The sequence below is a fragment of the Yersinia alsatica genome (assembly GCF_902170305.1).
Taxonomy (GTDB): domain Bacteria; phylum Pseudomonadota; class Gammaproteobacteria; order Enterobacterales; family Enterobacteriaceae; genus Yersinia; species Yersinia alsatica.
Window position 1 is genome coordinate 39,313 of record NZ_CABHWW010000010.1, and the last position, 19,569, is coordinate 58,881.

Here is a 19,569-nt window from a genome sequence, read left to right on the forward strand (position 1 = left end):
GATTACAGCTTATTCTGCGCCCAGGTTAAACCGGACTGATATTCGGTTGGTAATAAAGGTGCCAAAGCCACCAAGGCGGCACGCAGCGCCGCGCCGTCCGGGTCATTTAAATTCAAATGGCCCACTTTACGCCCGTCGCGCACCTCTTTTTCATACCAATGCAGATGGACCAATGGCAGCGACAACCACTCGGTATTCACTGGCGTACCAATCAGATTAACCATGGCTGACGGGGTATTCACCACCGGAGTTGGCAGCGGTAAATCTAAAATAGCGCGCAAATGCAGCTCAAACTGGCTGATGGACGCCCCATTTTGCGTCCAGTGACCGCTGTTATGCACCCGTGGAGCCAGTTCATTGATAAGCAAACTGTCCCCGACGATAAAGCACTCCATCGCCATAACACCGACATAATTCAGCTCATCCATAATGGCCGCCAGCATCTTCTCAGCTTGCAGTTGTAAGCGGCTATCCGGCTGTGGCAACGCCACACTCATGCGCAAAATGCCATCTTCATGCAGATTATGAGTTAGCGGATAAAAAACCGATTTACCTTGATGGCTACGAGCACCCACCAGCGAAACTTCGCCAGAAAAGTTGATGCCCTGCTCGACAATACATTCGCCGTAAGCATCGGCAGGCAAGGAGTCTTGCTCTCCGGCGCGTAAACGCCATTGACCACGGCCGTCATAGCCGCCGACCCGACGTTTCACGATAGCTAATTCACCTAGTGTGGCGAAGACTTGTGGCCACTGGCTAGCACTGGCCAATAATTGCCATGGAGCCGTCACCAGATTCAGGCTATCGAGTAACTGCTTTTGTGTCAGACGGTCGGCCAGTCGCGGGAAGATATCGCGGTTAACAAAAGCGGTGTGTGTGGCAAGTTCGCGAGTTAAGGCGGTTTCTGGCCAGCGTTCAATCTCGGCGGTAATCACACTGTGCTGATAAGGCACAGCTTCCGGTTCAGCATCTAAACCCACCGGATACACAGCAATACCCAGTGGTTCGCCAGCCTGACGCAGCATGCGCCCTAACTGACCGTTGCCTAATACGCAAACTGGTTTCATGCTTTCACCTGTGAATTCGCCGCCGGCAGATCTGACTCCCGCGGATCTGGATTATCTAATACTTCGTCAGTTTGGCTTTTACGCCAATCGGCCAAACGCACAGCTAATTCGTGGTCATGTAGCGCCAGTATTTGAGCCGCCAGCAAGGCCGCATTCGCCGCCCCTGCTTTACCAATGGCCAGTGTTCCCACTGGAATACCGCGCGGCATCTGCACAATGGAATACAGGCTATCGACGCCACTTAATGCTGCACTTTGTACTGGCACCCCTAAAACCGGCACCAATGTTTTTGCCGCCAGCATACCCGGTAGGTGAGCAGCACCTCCTGCGCCAGCAATAATGACATGTAAGCCATTAGCATCAGCTTGTTCGGCAAAACTGAACAGTTTGTCGGGGGTTCTGTGTGCAGAAACAACTTCGACATGAAACGGAACATTGAGCGTGGTGAGCACGTCGGCGGCGAACTGCATGGTGGCCCAGTCACTCTTGGACCCCATTACGATAGCGATTTTAACCCCGGCTGCATAAGCCGAATCGAGGTTGGCTCCCATGGGTGTAAAGCTCCTGTGATTGCGCAAGCGTCGGCCAGACCGATTTGATATAAATCGTGACTGGCGAAGAGGGCGTAGAGCATATCATGAGCCAAAGGCAAGGAAAACGGTTGCGTCGCGGCTTTTGCTGGGTTTTATCGGTTTTTTTGTTAGGCAGCGATGGATAACAATAGCTGATTAAAACGGGAATTTAATCAACTCAACGCTCTCTTTGGTGACTTTTACCATCGACCCTTCAACATGCCAGGCTCCCAAAACGACCCGATGTGCTGTTGTGGCGGGTAATTCTACCGTATGAACCGCAGGGCGATGGGTATGCCCATGAATCATCCAACTGACATTATTGCGCTGGAATGCATCCACTACAGCTTGTGGGTTTACATCCATAATCAGTTGCGATTTACCGCTATTATTTTGCTGGCTTTGATTGCGCATATAAGCCGCAATACGTAAGCGAAAGCGCAGAGGCAACCACAGGAATAATTTCTGGATCAGAGGATTGTGTACTCGGCGGCGAAAATGTTGATAGTCGGCGTCATCAGTGCACAGGGTATCACCGTGTAAAATCACAATGTCACGGCCATACAACTCGACCACTTTCTCTTCGGGCAGCAAGATCATGCCACTTTCAATAGCAAAGCGCTTGCCGAGCAGAAAATCGCGGTTACCGTGAATGAAGTAGCAGGGCACGCCCTGTTGTTGGAGTGATTTTAATGCCGCAGCGATCTGCCGATACAGTGGTTCGGGGTCGTCATCGCCAATCCAGGACTCAAATAAATCGCCCAAGATATATAAGGCATCAGCATGAATGGCTTCACGCTGTATAAAATGCAGGAAACCGGCAGTGATTGCCGGTTCCTGAACGCTAAGATGCAAATCTGCAATAAAAAGCGTGCTCATTAAGCAGTCATTACTCGCTTACAGTAACACTTTTAATGATCACATCTTCTTTTGGCACGTCTTGATGCATACCGCTGCGGCCAGTAGAAACGTTTTTGATTTTATCAACCACGTCCAGACCTTCAACCACTTCAGCGAATACACAGTAACCCCAACCATCAGGGCGCTCTGAACGGAAGTTCAGGAAGTCGTTATCAGCAACGTTAATAAAGAACTGAGCAGTGGCAGAGTGTGGATCATTGGTACGTGCCATTGCTAAGGTGCCACGGGTGTTTTTCAGACCGTTATTGGCTTCGTTCTTGATAGGTGCATCAGTATCTTTCTGGTTCATGCCCGGCTCAAACCCACCGCCTTGGATCATGAAACCATCGATAACACGGTGGAAGATAGTGTTATCATAGAAACCTTTACGGCAGTAGTTCAGGAAGTTTTCAACGGTAACCGGCGCTTTATCGGCGAAGGTATTGACGACGATATCGCCGTGATTAGTATGAAACGTGACCATAATAATGTTCCTGCTAGTGTAATAAGTGTATTCACAATGAGTCGTAACTCTTTAGACGGCTCTTATATCATATCTGCGAGATTGAGTCAGCACTCGAAACGTCGCCTTTATGGGCGAAAAAGTGCTGGATCAGAGGCTGATTTGCCTCATAATCTGATGATATCCTTTTTACTCATGGTAGTGATTACTTTGGGTATAAACCATGCGTACTGCAAAAACAAAAACCACGGAATGTCCCGATGCTAAAGATTTTTAATACACTGAGTCGCCAAAAAGAGGAATTCAAGCCTATCCATGCCGGTAAAGTTGGCATGTACGTATGCGGGATCACCATTTATGACCTGTGTCACATTGGGCATGGGCGTACTTTTGTCGCTTTCGACGTTGTTGCGCGTTATTTGCGTTATTTAGGTTACTCTCTGACCTATGTGCGCAACGTGACCGATGTTGACGATAAAATAATTAAACGTGCGATTGAAAACAATGAAACCTGCGAGCAACTGACTACACGGATGTTGGCCGAAATGCACAAAGATTTCGACGCCTTGAATCTTGAACGTCCAGATTTAGAGCCGCGTGCCACTCATCATATCCCCGAAATCATTGAGCTGACCGAGCGGCTGATCGCCCGTGATCACGCCTACGTGGCGTCAAATGGTGATGTGATGTTCGCGGTAGACAGTGATCCAGATTATGGCCTGTTATCGCGTCAGGATCTGGATCAGTTGCAGGCTGGCGCTCGGGTTGAAGTGGCGGATGTCAAACGCAACCCGATGGATTTTGTTTTGTGGAAAATGTCGAAACCCGGTGAACCGAGCTGGGAATCACCATGGGGGCCGGGTCGCCCTGGCTGGCATATTGAGTGTTCCGCAATGAATGGCAAGCAGTTAGGTGCGCATTTCGATATTCACGGTGGTGGCTCTGATTTGATGTTCCCACACCATGAAAATGAAATTGCACAATCTACCTGTGCCCATGATGGTCCTTACGTGAATTACTGGATGCACTCCGGTATGGTGATGATAGACAAAGAGAAAATGTCTAAATCACTGAATAACTTTTTCACTATTCGCGATGTGTTGGCCTATTACGATGCCGAGACGGTGCGTTATTTCTTGATGTCCGGGCATTATCGCAGCCAGCTTAACTACAGTGAAGAGAACCTCAAGCAGGCACGTGCTTCATTAGAGCGCTTATATACCGCACTGCGTGGAACTGATGCGAATGCAACTCCGGCAGGTGGTGCTGAGTTTGAAGCGCGCTTCCGTGCTGCTATGGATGACGATTTCAATACCCCAGAAGCCTATTCTGTGCTGTTTGATATCGCTCGCGAAGTGAACCGGCTAAAAACTGAAGATATCGCTGCGGCGAATGGTTTGGCGGCAGAGTTGCGTAAACTGGCTCATGTGCTGGGTTTGTTGGAGCAGGATCCGGAACTGTTTTTACAAAGCGGCGCACAGACTGACGACGATGAAGTGGCAAAAATTGAAGCTTTGATTAAGCAGCGCAATGACGCCCGCAGCAGCAAAGACTGGGCGCTGGCAGATTCTGCACGTGACCAATTGAATGAGCTGGGTATTGTGTTGGAAGATGGCCCGCAAGGGACGACATGGCGTCGTAAATAAAGGTGGTTAGCTCAGCCGGTTATTAGCATCTGGCGGGTAAACTCTAAAAAAATTGCGGTGCTGGCATTGACCAGTAACCGCAATTTTTTTGCCCATACTTTATGCTGCCAGCAGGGGAGGTTAAGATCAGGCTTTAACCTGCACTTTCATGCCTTGAAACTCAACAACTTGGTCAGCCACGATTTTGCAGCGCTTGCGCGTTTCTACATTCCCGTCGACTTTTACCTGACCATCAGCGATGGCGGCTTTTGCTGAGGCGCCGCTGTCGTTCCAACCTTGCAACTTTAATAAGTCACACAGTTCGACATGCGGGTGTTTTTCCAAATGAAAAATGTCCATTACTGTCCTTTCTATCAATTTTCGTTGATGTCGTGATATTCCTCGCAGGCTTGCAAGGTATTTTGTATCAGTGTTGCGACGGTCATTGGCCCAACGCCACCGGGAACCGGTGTAATCCAACCCGCACGTTCAACAGCGACATCAAATTCTACATCTCCGACTACTTTACCACTTTCCAGGCGGTTAATGCCCACATCAATCACGATAGCGCCCGGTTTAATCCACTCGCCGGGAATAAAACCGGGTTTGCCCACTGCAACCACGAGTAAATCAGCATTTTCGACATGTTGGCGCAGATTCTTGGTGAAACGGTGCGTTACTGTGGTGGTGCACCCCGCCAGCAGCAGCTCAAGGCTCATCGGGCGGCCAACAATATTGGATGCGCCGACGACGACGGCATTTAGGCCATAAGTGGGGATTTCATAGCGCTCCAGCAGTGTAACAATACCGCGTGGGGTACAAGGGCGCAGTTTTGGCGCACGTTGGCACAAACGGCCTACGTTATACGGATGGAAGCCATCTACGTCTTTATCTGGATGAATACGTTCCAAGACTTTGACATTATCAATCCCGGCAGGCAGCGGCAGTTGCACCAGAATCCCATCGATTTCACCGTCATCATTCAGTGAATCAATTAAAGCTAACAGCTCAGCTTCAGTAGTCGTCATCGGCAGGTCATAAGAACGGGAAACAAAACCGACCTCTTCGCATGCCTTACGCTTGCTGGCGACATAAATTTGTGATGCCGGATTCTCACCTACCAACACCACCGCAAGCCCGGGAGCACGTTTACCCGCAGCTAAACGTTTCTGTACCAACGCAGCAACTTCGTTTCTTACCTGCTGCGCAATCGTTTTACCATCAATAATTTTTGCTGACATCAGTGGAAAGGTCCATCAATTAAAAAAGCGGGAATCCACCTATTTTGTCAGAAGCGGGGCGTGCTGTCAGGCGTATAATAACGATTAATTAACGATTAAATAGCCAGATGATAAACCATAAGGCGAAAACCCATTGACTCGAAAGCGACTGCCCGTATAATCCACCCCGCAACTGACTACCGGCAGCCTCTATGCTGCGGTAAATATCAAATGCGCCCTTAGCTCAGTTGGATAGAGCAACGGCCTTCTAAGCCGTAGGTCACAGGTTCGAGCCCTGTAGGGCGTACCATCTTTACGTCTCCTGAAGTCTATCTAAGTCCATAAATCCCTTATATAATCAGTATCTCTGGAACTTCCTGGTATCCCTGTGCTTGTTCACATCCACTGAGTTATATAGATAGATGGGGGTATAAATGGGGGTAAGTCCAGGTTCAATGGATTGAGATACCCCCACATGAAACTAAACGCCCGGCAAGTCGATACCGCAAAGCGAAAAGAGAAACCTTACAAGCTCTCCGACGGCGGTGGATTATTTTTATTAGTAAACTCAAATGGTTCACGTTACTGGCGGTTGAAGTATCGGATTGCTGGAAAAGAAAAGCTGCTATCAATCGGGGTCTATCCCGATATCACTCTCGCTGAGGCCCGTGCCAAAAGGGACGAAGCCAAACGAATTCTGGCTGCTGGTGGGGATCCCGGTGAAGAAAAAAAAGCAGATAAACAGGCCAAGAAAGTCAGCATTGATAACACGTTCGAAGCGCTGGCCAGAGAATGGCATGCTTATAAAAGACCTAATTGGTCGAAAGGTTACGCCGACGATTTAATGGAATCGTTTGAAAATGATATTTTTCCCTATGTTGGAAAGCGCCCTGTTGCTGAAATCAAGCCGTTAGAGATGCTTGAAACACTGCGTAAACTAGAGGCGCGTGGTGTCCTCGATAAAATGCGCAAAATTCGTCAGGCGTGCAATCAGACTTTTCGCTATGCGATCGTGACCGGCAGGGCGGAGAACAACCCCGCCAGTGAGCTGGCAGGTGCTTTGGCAGTACAGAAACATCAGCATTATCCCCACCTTTTAGCCGCTGAACTTCCTGAATATCTTCAGTCTCTTAGTGCCTATAGCGGCAGCCCTGTCACACGAATAGCAACCCGTTTGCTCATGCTTACCGGCGTTCGAACAATCGAGCTACGTGCTGCTGAGTGGGTTGAATTCAATTTAGATAAAGGTCTGTGGGAAGTTCCCATTATTCGAATGAAAATGCGTCGTCCACATCTGGTCCCTTTATCTGAACAGGTTTTAGAGTTGTTGTTGCAACTGCATGCTATTACCGGTCGCTTTAAATTAGTTTTTCCTGGTCGTAATGACAGTCTAAAGCCAATGAGCGAGGCCAGTATTAATCAGGTCATAAAGCGTATTGGCTACCATGGCAGAGCCACCGGGCACGGTTTTCGCCACACAATGAGCACTATTTTGCATGAGCAGGGCTTTAATACTGCCTGGATAGAAACACAACTGGCTCACGTCGATAAAAACAGTATTCGCGGTACCTATAATCATGCTCAATATCTGGATGGTCGCAGAGAAATGCTGCAATGGTATGCCGACTATATGGATAGCCTGGAAAATGGCGAGAATGTGATTCATGGCAGATTTGGGAAACGGGCATAATTCGTATCACAAATTCTGAAGATAGGTTAAAACGGGCCACTATGGCAGATGGCCCAGAAGACTGAGGCTAAGATACACTTTTATGAGCAGTTTAAAGGGTTAAATTCCTGAAAGCTCGTTAATCAAAGAGGGATGCCGATCAATCATTATCAATAGCTTAAGTGAGCTACCTGATGGAATCCTTCTATGTTGCTCCCACGCTTCAACTAATGAAGGACTCACACCAACAAGTTGTGCAAAGTCTTTTTGCCTGTACCCAATTTTCTTTCTGATTTCTTTTACATCAGGGATAGCAACCTCAGTGACTCTGCCTGCTTTTAATTCATCATGGCTAATCGCTACAGCCTGTTTCGCGGATGTCATTAAATCATTGAAAAAATCACTCATGCCGCACTCCCTTTGATTTGTATTATCACATCTTTGAATTGCTGTTTCTCACTACTGGTCAGCGTATCTTTTTGATTTTTGGGGTAGACAGTAAAAAACCATATCCTTCCCTGTGGTTCCTGATAGTAATAAATAACGCGGACACCACCACTTTTCCCTTTCTGGCCGATGGCAAATCTTACCTTGCGTACACCGCTGGTACCCACAATCAATGCACCCGAAGATGGGTTTAATAGCAAGACTTGCTGAAGCTCTCTGAACTCATCTTCGGTTAGTAATACCTCCCGTTGCTTAGAGAAGAACGGGGTTTCAATGAACTGCAAAAAATCCATTATGTAGTCATCCTTGACATCACCTTAACTTAGGCTGAGTTAATTTTAGTCTTACATGGTAAGGATTTCAATCTGTTTATTGACTAATGCATACTTTCGGGAAAGGCATCTCACGATGCCTTTTTGTATTTTGGGCGTTATGCCGCAGCTTCCAGAGGTTCGTTGAGATCTTGATGATAGATGCGGTGTAGCAGGTCTATTTGCTGTTGTAGGACAAAATTGAGTATTTCTTTCACTTCCTGCGATTCGAGTGTGACGATGGCGTAAATCAGCGCACGGCAGTGATCAATGACTTCTTCTAATTCTGGGGGCGAATTATCGTACATGGCGCACCTCCGTCGGGAGAGTGGCGGCCAGTGATGTTGGCAGGTGAAGAAAAACTGTGCGGCAAGGGGCTTTAGTCGTCGAATCCATGATGACAACCTCTCAGTTGATGGCTTTAAAATCACCACCAAGAGACGCTACCTCAAGAGGGTGGTGAGCTGAACGAGGTTAGCGTAACCGGTCAACAGAGAACCCGGCGCATCTTTCGATGCCCCCGTCCAGCCCACCATTGCTTTTTCACAGGTGTAACTGTACCCGCACATAGTAACCGCCATCGCTGCCGAGAGCAGATCAAAATAGCAAAATTGAGGGTCATTAGGGCTGGGGGAGCGGATCACGCTGAGCGCGTCCTGAATCAATAATGGCGGCGTAACTGGCCTGGCATCATTCAATTCGATCAGCAGCCAGTTAGCTATCTGCGCTTGACTCATCGCGGGGTGGAGATGTGATATCCGGTTAATCAGCTCCCTGATACTGATAAATTCCTGCTGCTTCGCCTTGAGCTTTTCCGCTGGGTTTATCATGAGATTACTCCTGTTATCTCTGGTTGGCCCTGCTTTGAATGGTACCGAACATAATGGTTCAAAGTGAAAGTAGTAGGGGGATGGTGTTGATTTCAGTTCGGTGTACAGTGATATTCAATCGGATGTATCGCTATAGGTTTTTTGAGATAATCTACAAACAATAATCTGTTAACATTATGGCTATAAAGTGTTTTTTAATCTATTTTTAAGATAATCATATTTACATATTTGAGATAATCTAACTTTATGCCTAAATTTAATCACTATGATTTAGCACTGTTAAACCCCAGTTTCGACTCGCTACTGGTTGATGCGTTGACCGAGCTTGAGTTACTGAGACACCTGCGCCTTGAAACTGATGTGCATCCTTTGTTATTTGCGCAGTTAAAAAGTATTTTTCATATGTTGGAATGATGCTTTTGATGGTTAAACATAGGGTGAAGATAACAAAGCCATTCCCCAATCTGAGCTTTTTTTCAGCCCAATTTGGGAGCAAACATTAATTCGAGGGTATTGTTGGTGGTATATGAATAGTTTAACTAAAAAACATTATTTAACAATTACTTAAGTTTTTAGTTTTACTCCTGTAGGATCTCCAAATTATCCGTATAGGACGAATTTGGGACGTAACCGCCAAAAATGCTATCAATTTGCTTGGCATGAACACTCAAATAACACAGTGTAAGGTGAGCATACTTCCATACCATTTCAATCGATTCTTAACCGCCCATTTCCTGCAAACCGTCTCCCTTGCTCCTGATCGGCAATGCGCTGGCGACGCCAAACGCTTTTCCAGTATCCGTTGCCGTTCCTGTTGATGAATACTTTGTTGAACCGGGATTAATTCTGCGCAATGATTGACGTGAGTAATAGTTACCGCAGGAAGTAATACGCCAGCAATTAATATAAAATTATAGGAAAACAGCTAGGGCATACTCTTATTTTCCCTGATAGGTAGATAAAGAGTAGATTTAAATAATTTATTGCATTATTCCTGCTTATCTATTGTTTTTAAGGTGTTTTTAATTCTATAAATAACACAGTAGCGCCTGATTATTGTGGGAGATATCCTGAAATCTGGATAAAGCCAAGAAATATCTTATTCTGATGGATGCAAAGTGAAAGGAAGTAAATATTAAATATCGCCGTAAATGTTAAATCAATTGTTACGTTTACGCCCATGAGTATGATAAAATCAATGCAGATTTTGAGCTTGGCAGAGTATGTCCGTTCCCCAATTAACAAAGCTTCGTAATCCGTAAAAGTCTGGCAGTTCCTGAACGTGACAACCTGTTTTGTGATGATGAAATGTAATTCAACATATAAAATACTGGCAGTATTAAATATCAGGAAAGTAAATGTTAGAAATTTTCGATGTCCGATACAGTGAGTTGACTGATGTACGGTCTGAAGATCTGTATAAATTGAGGAAAAAGACATTTAAAGATCGGCTTAATTGGGCGGTGAATTGCAGTAATGATATGGAATTCGATGAATATGACAATCCAGATACACGTTACCTACTGGGTGTTTATCAGGGGCAATTAATCTGTAGTGTCCGTTTTATCCCTCTCCGTCTACCTAATATGATCACCCATACTTTTAACGCTCTCTTCTCTGACGTGGTGTTACCTACAGAAGGGTATATAGAGTCGAGCCGTTTCTTTGTTGATAAAACCCGCGCCCAGTTGCTTTTGGGGAGCCGTTATCCCATCAGTTATGTGTTCTTTCTGTCGATTATTAATTACTCTCGACATCATGGATACTTAGGTATTTATACTATTGTCAGCCGGGCCATGTTCACCATACTTAGGCGATCAGGTTGGCAGGTAGAGGTAATAGAAGAAGGCGATGTTGCGGAAAAAGAACGTATCTATCTACTGCGTCTCCCGACAGATCAGAATAACCAGGCTCGTTTACTCCGACAAGTTAGTCAACTCTTGCAGGATCCAGATCTTACATTGAGTACATGGCCAATGGTGCTGCCTATCATATCAGAACCGGTTTGATCAGTTCGAGTTCAACGCCAAGCCTGATTGCCTGTTTGGCGTTAATCACTCCCAGTTTTTTTACCACATTTCCTATGTGATATTTTACTGTTCTTGGCGTGATGTCTGTAATCAGCGCAATTTCCTGATAGGTTTTTCCCATGCTGGCCCAGTGAAGTACTTCATTTTCGCGGGGGGTTAAAATGGCTTTACTCGGTATTTCTACCCCTTTGCGTTCTGGGTTATTACCCTTATTTTGACTTAGCATAAGCATCTTTTCATGGATTTCGATCAGGGATATCTGTAGTTTCCCCCTGTCTTTAGATACACTATCTTCTCGTCCTTGTTGAACACTATCGTCCATTATCAGTGATAACATTGCCATGTTATTCATTGTATCGTGGAGGACATAAGTGTAGCCATTAACGATATTATATTGTTTGGAAAGGGTAAAAATTTTTGATGATTTTAAATCTGACAAGATAGTGATATTTTCATCCCATGAGAACGGTGAGAATCGTTTCAAAGCAGTTAGAACGATGGGATCGATATGTTGGAAGCTATTGGTTGTGTAGAGTTCAGCCCACTCATTTGGATAGCTGGTAATAATAAATATATCGGCAGAATTCTTTTTATTGATCACCATGTAAGTGTATTTGGGATTACCATAGGCGATGAGTTTTCTATCAATATAATCACGCAGCGTTTCTATTATCTCTGCATTTTTTTTGAAACCAGAATGCATTTCCCCACTCCATTTACTGTCTTAAAGTACAATACAATATTGCCCTTTAGTACAACTATCGTCCCACGCTAGCATCCGTATAATCATCATCAGGAGTTGATAAAAAAACCTGACCATGAGAGTCAGGCGACAACATTAGTCTAATCAACACCAGGGAAAACAATAAATATACTGATGGAAAATGCTACAGAAGTGCATTTGTTTTTGCAAGTGTAACTTCTGGAGTATGAAATATAATGAACTACTTACTTGTCCTTATTCCTCTTTCGACAGACCAAGATTAATTAGCATGTGAATTACTTTGCATTTTCAGGTAATAATATGATTGATAACGATTGGAATTAGATTAGATTATCCTGTTAGAAATATACATCGTCATGATCCTTCCTCACTCGCAATTCAATAGCACCCGCCCAAAGTAGGCATTCTCAGTAGATTGGGGCATTGGCGCTGCTAATACTTAAGCAGCACCAGGCTTTCATCATTACTGGATTTTGTTAATTGTAATGGCTCAATAAGACCGGACACATTATTAGAGATTTAATAAACAATATTAACGAGGTGAAAATGTTACGGCTACGACAATATGAGCCTAGGTGGATTTTCATTTAGAGTTCAATGTGGGCTCATTGCGAACTCGGCCATTTACGATGGCAAACCGCTACCAATCGGTTACTCCTCGCATTGGACGCTTAACAATGCGATCCCAGCTTCGTGGTAATCAGCAGCATCTTCCGGCAGGGTATCGAGCACAATGGTGTCGATTTGTGCCGGAGTGGCGAACTGCGCCAGTGAAGTGTTGCCCAGCTTTGTATGATCGCAGACTACAATCACCTGATTGGCGTGTTCCACCATACTGCGTTTGGTTTCTGCTAGCATAATGTCGGCCACGCATGCTCCATACCTACAGACGAAATATCTCCTCTAAATCTCAGGTTGAAAGTTTGTCACGTTTAAGGGGTAAACTTGAGGGTCGAACAGCCCAAAGGGATATTCCCCTTCAGGCTCTCTCACAACCGCACATGGAATAACCGGCATTCACCACCGGTAATAAATATGTTCCGCATGCTCGCGTGCTGACGCGTCATTCCCTTCCAGTCTTGCCGCAATAGTTAGAGCAAAATCAAATACGCGGCCTAATCCTTTGCCGCTGATTAAGTTACCGTCTTCCACCACGTCTGCATCCACGTAAACGCCGTCTGTGACTTGTTGCCATAAGTCACCAGAGCACACATAGCGACGGCCTTTCAACAAACCGTTACCTCCTAATACCCGCGCTGCAGCAGAACAAATTGGACAGATAAATTTCCCCGCTTCATCGTGGCGCTGCACAAAAGCAATCACGCTTTTGCTGTTAGCCATGAATATGCTGCCTTCCGGGCCACCCGGTAAAACGATGGCATCAAATGTAGTATCAAAACTTTCACTCAGTGTAGCATCGGCCACCATCGGGATATCGTGATAGCTCACCACTGTACGGGTATCAACACAGGAAAGTGTTTGTACATTAATCTTCAACCTGCGAAGAATATCAATGGTAACAATGGCTTCCCCTTCTTCAAAACCGGGTGCCAGTAGTACTGCAACAGTTTTCATTACTGCCCTCCAGGGGTTAAAACTTACCAGTAGGAATGCCAAACTTGACGCAGTCGTGCCAGCGCTTCGAGGTAGAAATAGTCTCCCCAACTGCAACATTCATCGACTCCTTTACCGCTCGCCATGTGGTAAACCGAGTGTTTCAGCAGACCTTCACAAGCCTCATCATCGCGCGCCAGATAGTTGTCGGTAAGCGACTCAACAATGCACAGTGCCATTTCTTCGTAATGGGCGCGATGTTGGTCAAGTGTTGGCAATATCTTCACCAGTTCTAGTAGGCCGCAGGCTGCAATTGCCGCCGCCGAGCTGTCGCGTACTGCATTAGTGCCGAGTAACGCCAGATCCCAATGGCAAATGTTATCCTCCGGCAGGCGGTTGATAAAATAATGCGCCAAGCTGCGTGACAGTTCGACCATGCTTTTGTCACCGGAATGCAAGTAGCTGAGCAGGAAGCCGTAAATACCCCATGCCTGTCCGCGCGACCAGCAAGACGTGTCGTTGTAGCCTTGATGTGTGTTGCCGAAACGCGGCTCACCTGTTTTCACATCCATATAGTAAGTGTGCCAGGTCGAGGCGTCCGGCCGAACGATGTATTTCGCGGCCTGTTCGACGTGTGCTATCGCCGCCTGTGCATAACGTGGGTCGCCGGTTTGCTCGCTGGCCCAGTACAGCAGTGGTAGATTCATATTACAGTCGATTATCATACGCCCCTGCTGCTCTGGGTCGTTTAAGTCGCCCCATGCCTGAATGATTTTCGCTGTCGGATTAAAGCGTTCCATCAGTGCATCGGCAGCCTTCAGTGCCGACCGACGAGCAGATTCATTACCGGTTAGTCGCCATGCGTTAACGCAGGATAATGAATACAGGAAGCCGAGATCGTGAGTCGCCGTATCGATGCGTTTCTCGATACGTTCCGTGAATGAAGCAACATAGCGCTCGGCAGCTTCACGGTACTTCTTATCCCCGGTCATTTCCCAGACCAGCCAAAGTTGTCCTGGCCAAAAACCCGTGGTCCATTCCACGTTTTCAGTACGTGGCCAGACGCCATTTTCACAAGCTTCACCGGGGAATTTATCGCCAAAGGCAATCATGTTTTTGTCCAGCTTGCGCGTAATGCGTGCCAGTGCTTCGTCCAGTTTCTGGCGCAGTGCCAGTCTATCGGTCTGGTGCAGTTCAATCGGGCGCAGGGCCTCAGTCTTCACAGAATGAGTCATAACATCTCCTGAATTAAGGTTTAACAGGTTCAATCGGGGCAGTATTGAGCACTGGGGTAAAATTACGAGATTCATCGCGTTTTGACTGACAGCGCGAGAGTGTAAAGGCGGAAATTAAAGTAAACAGCAACGCGCAAGAACCCATCATCAGGTAGGTGTGCTCAAAGCCAATTTTGTCGTAAAGATAGCCAGCAGGAGGCGCAACCACGACGGAACCGACATATATCATCGCCTGATAGCCAAGCAGGTACATGGTCGCGTTAACTTTCTTGTTAAAATGTTCGGCGATGTATTTGAAAACTGAAATCAGCAGCAGTGAAATCTCAAGGCCGTAGAAGGGTTTAATGATCGAAATAATCAACGGATCGGAGGTCAGGCCGGAAGCAATCAAGCGCGCACCCACCACGCAACCGCAGAGCAGTAGCCCGCGTTTTGCTCCGTAATAGTTAACCAGTAGCGGGATAAACATCATCATCACAAACTCGGTGCCGGACTGAACGGTGCTCAGATAGCCGTACCAGGCATTGCCCTGTTCTTTGGTCGAGAAGAACGAGACGAAATAGCGCGGGAACTGCTGCTCGGCGATAAACATCATCCACACTACGCCAGCGACGTAGAGGCTAAACATCCAGAACTTGCGGTTTTGCAACAGCACCAATACATCGGCAAAAACAATCTTATTCGCCGAAACTACATTGTTATTACGCAAGTGTTCGTCGCCAATTTTCAGGCTAATCAGCACCAGCAGCATCAGAACTGAAGTGGTGCTGCTAACAATGAAATTTGCCAGCGGTGTGAAGTTAAACAGTAGGCCAGATACCGAAGCCGCCATCGCCCAGCCGAGCGATCCCCACATACGAATACGACCAAACTCCAGGCCATATAAACGGCTAAAGCGGTCGGCATAAGATTCGGACGCAGCCACACCCGCATACCAACCGAGGCTTAGGTAGAACGCACCGATAACAATCCCTACCATGGTGTGACTCAAAAGCAGAGGCTGGTAAATAAACACGAAGAAAGGTGCCATCAGCGCGGACACTAGGCAAACGAAATAGAGCAGGTATTTGCTCATGCCGATTTTGTCCATGATGTAGCCATAAATCGGTTTGAGGATCACTGCAAATACGCCGTTAATGGCAAATACGCTGCCGATAGTGATACTGTCCAGCCCGACTTTCTGGCTGAGCCACAGTGCATAAAGTCCAAAACTTGATGACCAAGTAAAGAAATAGAGAAAAATGAAGCTGCTCATTTTTATCTGTGCGGTGCGAGTAATTGTCGAAATCGTCATACGAGTTTCTCCTGAGCCATCACGGCAAATCGACTAAAGTGAGACGTTTTTCATGATGGGCCGTTACCAGGCGTACTTCGTCATCGCCAATAAGGACCTGTGGGCAAAGCTGTGCATTGAAGGCTGATGTCTCTCCAGCCCAGACTGCGCTAATCAATAAGTGTTTCCCTTGCGTGATTTCTCCTCGCAAAAGTGGGATCACAGCACGTTCGGCAAACAATAAATTGCTGTTCGGTGGCGTTAACACCTGTTCGCCACTGCGCATATTTGAACTTAAACAAAAGATCGCGCTGACATCCGTCGGGGTGGTGAACTGGCAACTACCGTGCTCCATCTGAGCTTGCTGCATCGTGCTATTTGGCAGGCTGAAACCGCCTTCTGCCGTGTCGAGATCGCGCGCGGTGCTGATGTGGTGAACACGTATTTGCCAGTCACCAAGTGGCAGCAGCCAAGTGTCGATGGTGACGTCGTGCCACGGCTGCCAGCGGCTGTAAATTGCGCTGTCCTCCGTTCGCACAAAAGAACAGTCACGTCGCCCGCGCCAGTAATTGTCTTTTTCGCTCAGCAACAGCATCGAGTCTGCACTTGCGTGGGAAAGACCATAGCGCCCACGTTCAATGGTGAAGCCGTAGCGAGTGGAGTAAGCAAATTTGCAGTATTTGGTTTCGGTATTGACGAAATTATTCAGCTCAAGTTGCCCGGAAGTCAGCATCCATAAATGACCGGGCTGGTGAACCAGAATTTGATCGGCATGGGGAATGCTGTGCTGTGCGGCAAGCTCTGGTAACGGTAATTCCTGTGCTTGCCAGAACACATCGTCTTCACTCAACGCAAGCACCAACATGGTTTTCAGCCCCCAGTACGGCGAACCCGGAGCGTTGTAATCTTCCGCCATAATCAGGTTCGGATAGCTGTAACCCACACTTAATATGCCGTCGCGATCGAACAACGGCTGTTTCATCCACCAGCGTAAATGGCGCAAAACAATGCCTTTTACTACGCCCGGCGAGTAAACCTCTAAACCGGCAAAGGCGGCGGCGCTCCAAAAAGCTGCCTGCGCAAAGCGATAGGTTAGACTGCGGCCAAACGGAATAGCGGCCCCGTCGTCGGCAAAGAAATGAATAAAATCAGCAGCAAACTGAGTGGCGCGGTGGCGTAGTATTGCGCAGCGTTTGGGGTCAACATCGGTCATCAATTTCGAATAAATCAGGCCGTAGAAATGGAAGGCCATAGATATGTAGTAATCACGTGGACGGCCCAGCCCGTCGGAATACCAACCGTCACCGAGATAATAGTGCTCCATCGCGGCGAAGTGCTTTTCCAGCGCTAGCGGGTTTTCCGGCATCCCGGCATGATGAAAACCAACCTGTACCAGAATCGGGAAAAAGTGCCAGTTGTTATCAGGTATGTCCTGAGTTTCACACTGTTTCAGCCAGCGCCAAAAGTTGTTCTTTTCCTGCTCGTTAAAATGTGCCAGCACGGATTTATGGGCCAGCGCCAATAACAGCCCGTAAGCGGCCATTTCCACAATGCGCTGGTCGTAAGGTGCAGCTTTACCCCAATAATCAATATGCTGAGGGTCCGTACCGTTTTTTATTGCTTGAATATAAAAAGCAAAATGTTCCGGCTCGCTGCCGCTAGCAAGTAATGGTGTCACTCCCCACAGCAGACGTGAAAAAGTTTCCATACTCGCCACTGCTTGTCCGTAATGTGCAGTGAAATTAGCGAGGTCTATGCGGCTAGCATCTTTTTTAAAAAAAGGTGTAACTGCGTTAAGTAATTCATTAACCAATTGCTGGGTATCATTCCGGCACAGCAACGGATTGGATACAGTTATATTTTTAGGTTGCACGATGTCCTCCCGCTTGAAACGAGAAATAGATAAGTCATTGTTATTAATGTTTTCTAAAGATATTCACACGACGTCGTAGCGAAGAGTAACTGCTTTTATTTAGTACACTGAGTGAGCCTGCTCACAAAATTGAACCGCCGTTTCAAATTCACTGGATTTTTCATATCGCAGCGGTAATAAATTGTAATTGGTAGCGTAAAAATTTAAATTTGTTGTCCTGGAGAATAATGAGCGAAGCACAACTGCTTGAGCGGATCACTCTTGATAGTCGGGTTATTTCCTTTAACCGTCAGCGTTCTTTGAGCGCGGTGTATTATCACTGGCATCAGTGCGTAGAATTGCTCTATATCTCAAAAGGCTACGGTATTGTGGTGGTTGATAATCAACACTACACAGCAAGACCTGGGCGTTTGTTTATCTTCCCGCCGTTTCGTCTGCATAAAGTTCACGTTGATGACAGTGAGAAAAACCACTATCACCGTACTACCATGCATATTGAGCAATCGGTGGTCGAGAGCGCTCTGCATGCGTTTCCACGGCATCAGGCACAGTTTGCGGCGCTTGCTGCCAGCAATGTTCCTGCGCAGGTCTACGACTTAAGCGAACGTGCGGATTTTATGGAAACTATTCTTACGCAGTTTGATGCGATAGATGCCACAGGCCATTATCCTGCCTGCGAAGTGGCTTTTCTGATGATGCAAATCATGGCCTTCTTGCCCGCGCAGCCGCAGTCACTGGTTTCACAACAGCAAACGGTGGCTTCACGCATCATGAGCTGGATTGAAATATACTACTCAGAGAAGTTTTCTCTTGATGAGTTGGCACAGGCGATGGGGCTTTCGCGTAGCTATACTTCACGCGTGTTCCATCAGCAAACCGGTGGAAGCATTCAGGAATTTCTGCTAACTCGCCGCATAAAGCGCAGTTGCGACTTGTTGCGTACTACGGCAGACAGTATTGATGCTATCGCCATAGCGGTGGGTTTTAATGAAGTAACCTATTTTATTACCTGCTTTAAGAAGATGATGCATCAGACGCCATTGCAGTACCGCAAATCATCTCACCACCGGCAGCCAGTTTAAATATTAGAAATGGGCAATTGAACATTATATTCAATCAGTAAATTGAATTAATTTTAATCCAGCACAATTAATGTATCGTCTCTATATTCTTTAATTACCTAAATTACTATTAACTTATCTCAAATAATAACATCGGATGCACTTGGATATTCATGCTGTCGGCATATTTCCCCTCCAGCCACTCAGGCTCTTAATATCGCGTTCCCAACTCTGATAACTAAACTGGAGTCGCAATGGTTTTCTGGTGCACTGAATCCACGCCGTCAGCAATGTATTACGGTTAGGATCGGGGAATTTATCTGTGATGCCGAAATGCTGGGCAGTCATGATTATGTCCATATCGCGGTGTATCACGAACTATCTTCGTTACCTTCAGAAGGAGGAGGGGCACCTGACGTTTAAACGCCTTAGGCTGATAGAGCATTATTAAGAAGCACTATTCGGGTATGCTGGTAAGGCTCATCTGAGCTGCTATTCCTCAACCGGCTTTTCTTTAGTAAACTCACTTAAAATTGTAAAGTCTGTCTTCTTTTAACTCATTGATATATTGATGCTATCAATCAAAAATCACTGAGTATATAAAGTAAGTTTATCATTATTTATAATTCAATGAATTAGACTTTATTGGCGAGTCCGGATTTCCTATTGCTATCAAGTTCGCATCGTGGACAATGTTTAATCATGTACTACGTGT

At 46.5% G+C, this 19,569-nt stretch carries 20 protein-coding genes, 1 tRNA gene and 3 pseudogenes; 7 read left to right on the forward strand and 17 right to left on the reverse strand.

What is annotated here, in order from left to right; translation table 11 throughout:
* Positions 1–2: 2 nt before the first annotated feature.
* The 4 genes from purK to ppiB all read right to left on the reverse strand — a co-directional run bounded on the left by purK (position 3) and on the right by ppiB (position 3,023).
* Positions 3–1,067 carry a 5-(carboxyamino)imidazole ribonucleotide synthase gene (purK, locus tag FTA96_RS06480; protein WP_145573420.1) on the reverse strand — a complete coding sequence of 355 codons (1,065 nt, stop codon included), beginning with the start codon at positions 1,065–1,067 and terminating at the stop codon, positions 3–5.
* Complete coding sequence (gene purE, locus FTA96_RS06485; RefSeq protein ID WP_050108845.1) at positions 1,064–1,618, reverse strand: 5-(carboxyamino)imidazole ribonucleotide mutase; 555 nt, start codon at positions 1,616–1,618, stop codon at positions 1,064–1,066. Before purE ends, purK begins: the two co-directional genes overlap by 4 nt.
* A 177-nt stretch (positions 1,619–1,795) precedes the next feature.
* Positions 1,796–2,518, reverse strand: a complete 723-nt coding sequence (locus FTA96_RS06490) for a UDP-2,3-diacylglucosamine diphosphatase (protein ID WP_050144945.1) — start codon at positions 2,516–2,518, stop codon at positions 1,796–1,798.
* A 10-nt stretch (positions 2,519–2,528) separates the two neighbouring features.
* Complete coding sequence (ppiB, locus tag FTA96_RS06495) at positions 2,529–3,023, reverse strand: peptidylprolyl isomerase B (RefSeq protein WP_050108841.1); 495 nt, start codon at positions 3,021–3,023, stop codon at positions 2,529–2,531.
* 239 nt (positions 3,024–3,262) lie between these two features.
* Here ppiB and cysS point away from each other — a divergent pair, with 239 nt between their 5' ends.
* Positions 3,263–4,648, forward strand: coding sequence for a cysteine--tRNA ligase (gene cysS / locus FTA96_RS06500; RefSeq protein ID WP_050108839.1), 1,386 nt, complete (start codon positions 3,263–3,265; stop codon positions 4,646–4,648).
* Positions 4,649–4,774: 126 nt separating this feature from the next.
* Here cysS and ybcJ read toward each other — a convergent pair whose 3' ends face one another.
* Together ybcJ and folD are read right to left on the reverse strand one after the other, a co-directional pair.
* Complete coding sequence (gene ybcJ, locus FTA96_RS06505; RefSeq protein WP_050108836.1) at positions 4,775–4,987, reverse strand: ribosome-associated protein YbcJ; 213 nt, start codon at positions 4,985–4,987, stop codon at positions 4,775–4,777.
* A 14-nt stretch (positions 4,988–5,001) separates the two neighbouring features.
* The gene (gene folD, locus FTA96_RS06510) at positions 5,002–5,868 is read right to left on the reverse strand and encodes a bifunctional methylenetetrahydrofolate dehydrogenase/methenyltetrahydrofolate cyclohydrolase FolD (protein WP_050108834.1); all 867 of its coding nucleotides are present in this window, start codon (positions 5,866–5,868) and stop codon (positions 5,002–5,004) included.
* A 212-nt stretch (positions 5,869–6,080) separates the two neighbouring features.
* Between folD and FTA96_RS06515 the strand changes: the two genes are divergently transcribed.
* Both FTA96_RS06515 and FTA96_RS06520 read left to right on the forward strand, forming a co-directional pair.
* Positions 6,081–6,157 (forward strand) — tRNA-Arg (locus tag FTA96_RS06515).
* A 165-nt stretch (positions 6,158–6,322) separates the two neighbouring features.
* On the forward strand, positions 6,323–7,537 hold the full coding sequence (locus FTA96_RS06520) for a tyrosine-type recombinase/integrase (protein WP_145573421.1): 1,215 nt from the start codon (positions 6,323–6,325) through the stop codon (positions 7,535–7,537).
* Positions 7,538–7,636: 99 nt separating this feature from the next.
* Here the strand turns inward: FTA96_RS06520 and nadS are convergent, their stop codons facing one another.
* From nadS to FTA96_RS23385, 4 genes are all read right to left on the reverse strand, one after another.
* The gene (gene nadS / locus FTA96_RS06525) at positions 7,637–7,924 is read right to left on the reverse strand and encodes a NadS family protein (RefSeq protein ID WP_050133476.1); all 288 of its coding nucleotides are present in this window, start codon (positions 7,922–7,924) and stop codon (positions 7,637–7,639) included.
* Positions 7,921–8,256: a type II toxin-antitoxin system RelE/ParE family toxin gene (locus tag FTA96_RS06530; RefSeq protein WP_145573423.1), complete on the reverse strand. Its 336-nt coding sequence runs from the start codon at positions 8,254–8,256 to the stop codon at positions 7,921–7,923. The genes nadS and FTA96_RS06530 overlap by 4 nt, the downstream gene beginning before the upstream one ends.
* Positions 8,257–8,393: 137 nt before the next feature.
* Positions 8,394–8,582 carry a hypothetical protein gene (locus FTA96_RS06535; protein WP_145573425.1) on the reverse strand — a complete coding sequence of 63 codons (189 nt, stop codon included), beginning with the start codon at positions 8,580–8,582 and terminating at the stop codon, positions 8,394–8,396.
* Between the two features lie 135 nt (positions 8,583–8,717).
* Positions 8,718–9,104 (reverse strand): hypothetical protein, encoded by a 387-nt coding sequence (locus FTA96_RS23385; protein WP_314732596.1) that lies wholly within the window; start codon positions 9,102–9,104, stop codon positions 8,718–8,720.
* Between the two features lie 246 nt (positions 9,105–9,350).
* On the opposite strand from FTA96_RS23385, the pseudogene FTA96_RS06545 reads away from it, so the two are divergent.
* Positions 9,351–9,515 (forward strand): annotated as a pseudogene (locus FTA96_RS06545) (Fic family protein); the annotation flags it as partial.
* 167 nt (positions 9,516–9,682) lie between these two features.
* Here the strand turns inward: FTA96_RS06545 and FTA96_RS23455 are convergent.
* Positions 9,683–9,844, reverse strand: a pseudogene (locus FTA96_RS23455) (integrase); the annotation flags it as partial.
* 618 nt (positions 9,845–10,462) lie between these two features.
* Between FTA96_RS23455 and FTA96_RS06550 the strand changes: the two are divergent.
* Positions 10,463–11,113: an acyl-homoserine-lactone synthase gene (locus tag FTA96_RS06550; RefSeq protein WP_050108832.1), complete on the forward strand. Its 651-nt coding sequence runs from the start codon at positions 10,463–10,465 to the stop codon at positions 11,111–11,113.
* Here the strand turns inward: FTA96_RS06550 and FTA96_RS06555 are convergent.
* The 6 genes and pseudogenes from FTA96_RS06555 to FTA96_RS06580 form a co-directional block, all read right to left on the reverse strand.
* Positions 11,094–11,837, reverse strand: a complete 744-nt coding sequence (locus FTA96_RS06555) for a LuxR family transcriptional regulator (protein ID WP_050108830.1) — start codon at positions 11,835–11,837, stop codon at positions 11,094–11,096. The two genes, FTA96_RS06550 and FTA96_RS06555, sit on opposite strands and share 20 nt — an antisense overlap.
* A 672-nt stretch (positions 11,838–12,509) precedes the next feature.
* A pseudogene (locus FTA96_RS06560) lies at positions 12,510–12,743 on the reverse strand (DeoR/GlpR family DNA-binding transcription regulator); the annotation flags it as partial.
* A 132-nt stretch (positions 12,744–12,875) separates the two neighbouring features.
* The gene (locus tag FTA96_RS06565) at positions 12,876–13,433 is read right to left on the reverse strand and encodes a DJ-1 family glyoxalase III (RefSeq protein ID WP_050144953.1); all 558 of its coding nucleotides are present in this window, start codon (positions 13,431–13,433) and stop codon (positions 12,876–12,878) included.
* A 23-nt stretch (positions 13,434–13,456) separates the two neighbouring features.
* Positions 13,457–14,647 (reverse strand): glycoside hydrolase family 88 protein, encoded by a 1,191-nt coding sequence (locus FTA96_RS06570; protein ID WP_145538116.1) that lies wholly within the window; start codon positions 14,645–14,647, stop codon positions 13,457–13,459.
* 13 nt (positions 14,648–14,660) lie between these two features.
* Entirely contained in the window at positions 14,661–15,941 is a 1,281-nt protein-coding gene (locus tag FTA96_RS06575; RefSeq protein ID WP_050108822.1) for an oligosaccharide MFS transporter, read from the reverse strand.
* A 19-nt stretch (positions 15,942–15,960) separates the two neighbouring features.
* The gene (locus FTA96_RS06580; protein ID WP_145573427.1) at positions 15,961–17,793 is read right to left on the reverse strand and encodes a DUF2264 domain-containing protein; all 1,833 of its coding nucleotides are present in this window, start codon (positions 17,791–17,793) and stop codon (positions 15,961–15,963) included.
* A gap of 227 nt (positions 17,794–18,020) precedes the next feature.
* Here FTA96_RS06580 and FTA96_RS06585 point away from each other — a divergent pair, with 227 nt between their 5' ends.
* Positions 18,021–18,875, forward strand: a complete 855-nt coding sequence (locus FTA96_RS06585) for a helix-turn-helix domain-containing protein (RefSeq protein WP_087817817.1) — start codon at positions 18,021–18,023, stop codon at positions 18,873–18,875.
* 222 nt (positions 18,876–19,097) lie between these two features.
* The gene (locus FTA96_RS23460) at positions 19,098–19,277 is read left to right on the forward strand and encodes a type IV toxin-antitoxin system YeeU family antitoxin (RefSeq protein ID WP_235897436.1); all 180 of its coding nucleotides are present in this window, start codon (positions 19,098–19,100) and stop codon (positions 19,275–19,277) included.
* Positions 19,278–19,569 lie beyond the last annotated feature (292 nt).

Bases quoted from the DNA above. Each gene is read 5' to 3' on its own strand.
- nadS (WP_050133476.1), bottom strand. From the start codon at position 7,924: ATGAGTGATTTTTTCAATGATTTAATGACATCCGCGAAACAGGCTGTA.
- purE (WP_050108845.1), bottom strand. From the start codon at position 1,618: ATGGGAGCCAACCTCGATTCGGCTTATGCAGCCGGGGTTAAAATCGCT.
- FTA96_RS06550 (WP_050108832.1), top strand. From the start codon at position 10,463: ATGTTAGAAATTTTCGATGTCCGATACAGTGAGTTGACTGATGTACGG.
- FTA96_RS06570 (WP_145538116.1), bottom strand. From the start codon at position 14,647: ATGACTCATTCTGTGAAGACTGAGGCCCTGCGCCCGATTGAACTGCAC.
- FTA96_RS06555 (WP_050108830.1), bottom strand. From the start codon at position 11,837: ATGCATTCTGGTTTCAAAAAAAATGCAGAGATAATAGAAACGCTGCGT.
- FTA96_RS06575 (WP_050108822.1), bottom strand. From the start codon at position 15,941: ATGACGATTTCGACAATTACTCGCACCGCACAGATAAAAATGAGCAGC.
- folD (WP_050108834.1), bottom strand. From the start codon at position 5,868: ATGTCAGCAAAAATTATTGATGGTAAAACGATTGCGCAGCAGGTAAGA.
- FTA96_RS06520 (WP_145573421.1), top strand. From the start codon at position 6,323: ATGAAACTAAACGCCCGGCAAGTCGATACCGCAAAGCGAAAAGAGAAA.
- ppiB (WP_050108841.1), bottom strand. From the start codon at position 3,023: ATGGTCACGTTTCATACTAATCACGGCGATATCGTCGTCAATACCTTC.
- FTA96_RS06535 (WP_145573425.1), bottom strand. From the start codon at position 8,582: ATGTACGATAATTCGCCCCCAGAATTAGAAGAAGTCATTGATCACTGC.
- FTA96_RS06490 (WP_050144945.1), bottom strand. From the start codon at position 2,518: ATGAGCACGCTTTTTATTGCAGATTTGCATCTTAGCGTTCAGGAACCG.
- cysS (WP_050108839.1), top strand. From the start codon at position 3,263: ATGCTAAAGATTTTTAATACACTGAGTCGCCAAAAAGAGGAATTCAAG.
- FTA96_RS06565 (WP_050144953.1), bottom strand. From the start codon at position 13,433: ATGAAAACTGTTGCAGTACTACTGGCACCCGGTTTTGAAGAAGGGGAA.
- purK (WP_145573420.1), bottom strand. From the start codon at position 1,067: ATGAAACCAGTTTGCGTATTAGGCAACGGTCAGTTAGGGCGCATGCTG.
- FTA96_RS23385 (WP_314732596.1), bottom strand. From the start codon at position 9,104: ATGATAAACCCAGCGGAAAAGCTCAAGGCGAAGCAGCAGGAATTTATC.
- FTA96_RS06530 (WP_145573423.1), bottom strand. From the start codon at position 8,256: ATGGATTTTTTGCAGTTCATTGAAACCCCGTTCTTCTCTAAGCAACGG.
- FTA96_RS06585 (WP_087817817.1), top strand. From the start codon at position 18,021: ATGAGCGAAGCACAACTGCTTGAGCGGATCACTCTTGATAGTCGGGTT.
- ybcJ (WP_050108836.1), bottom strand. From the start codon at position 4,987: ATGGACATTTTTCATTTGGAAAAACACCCGCATGTCGAACTGTGTGAC.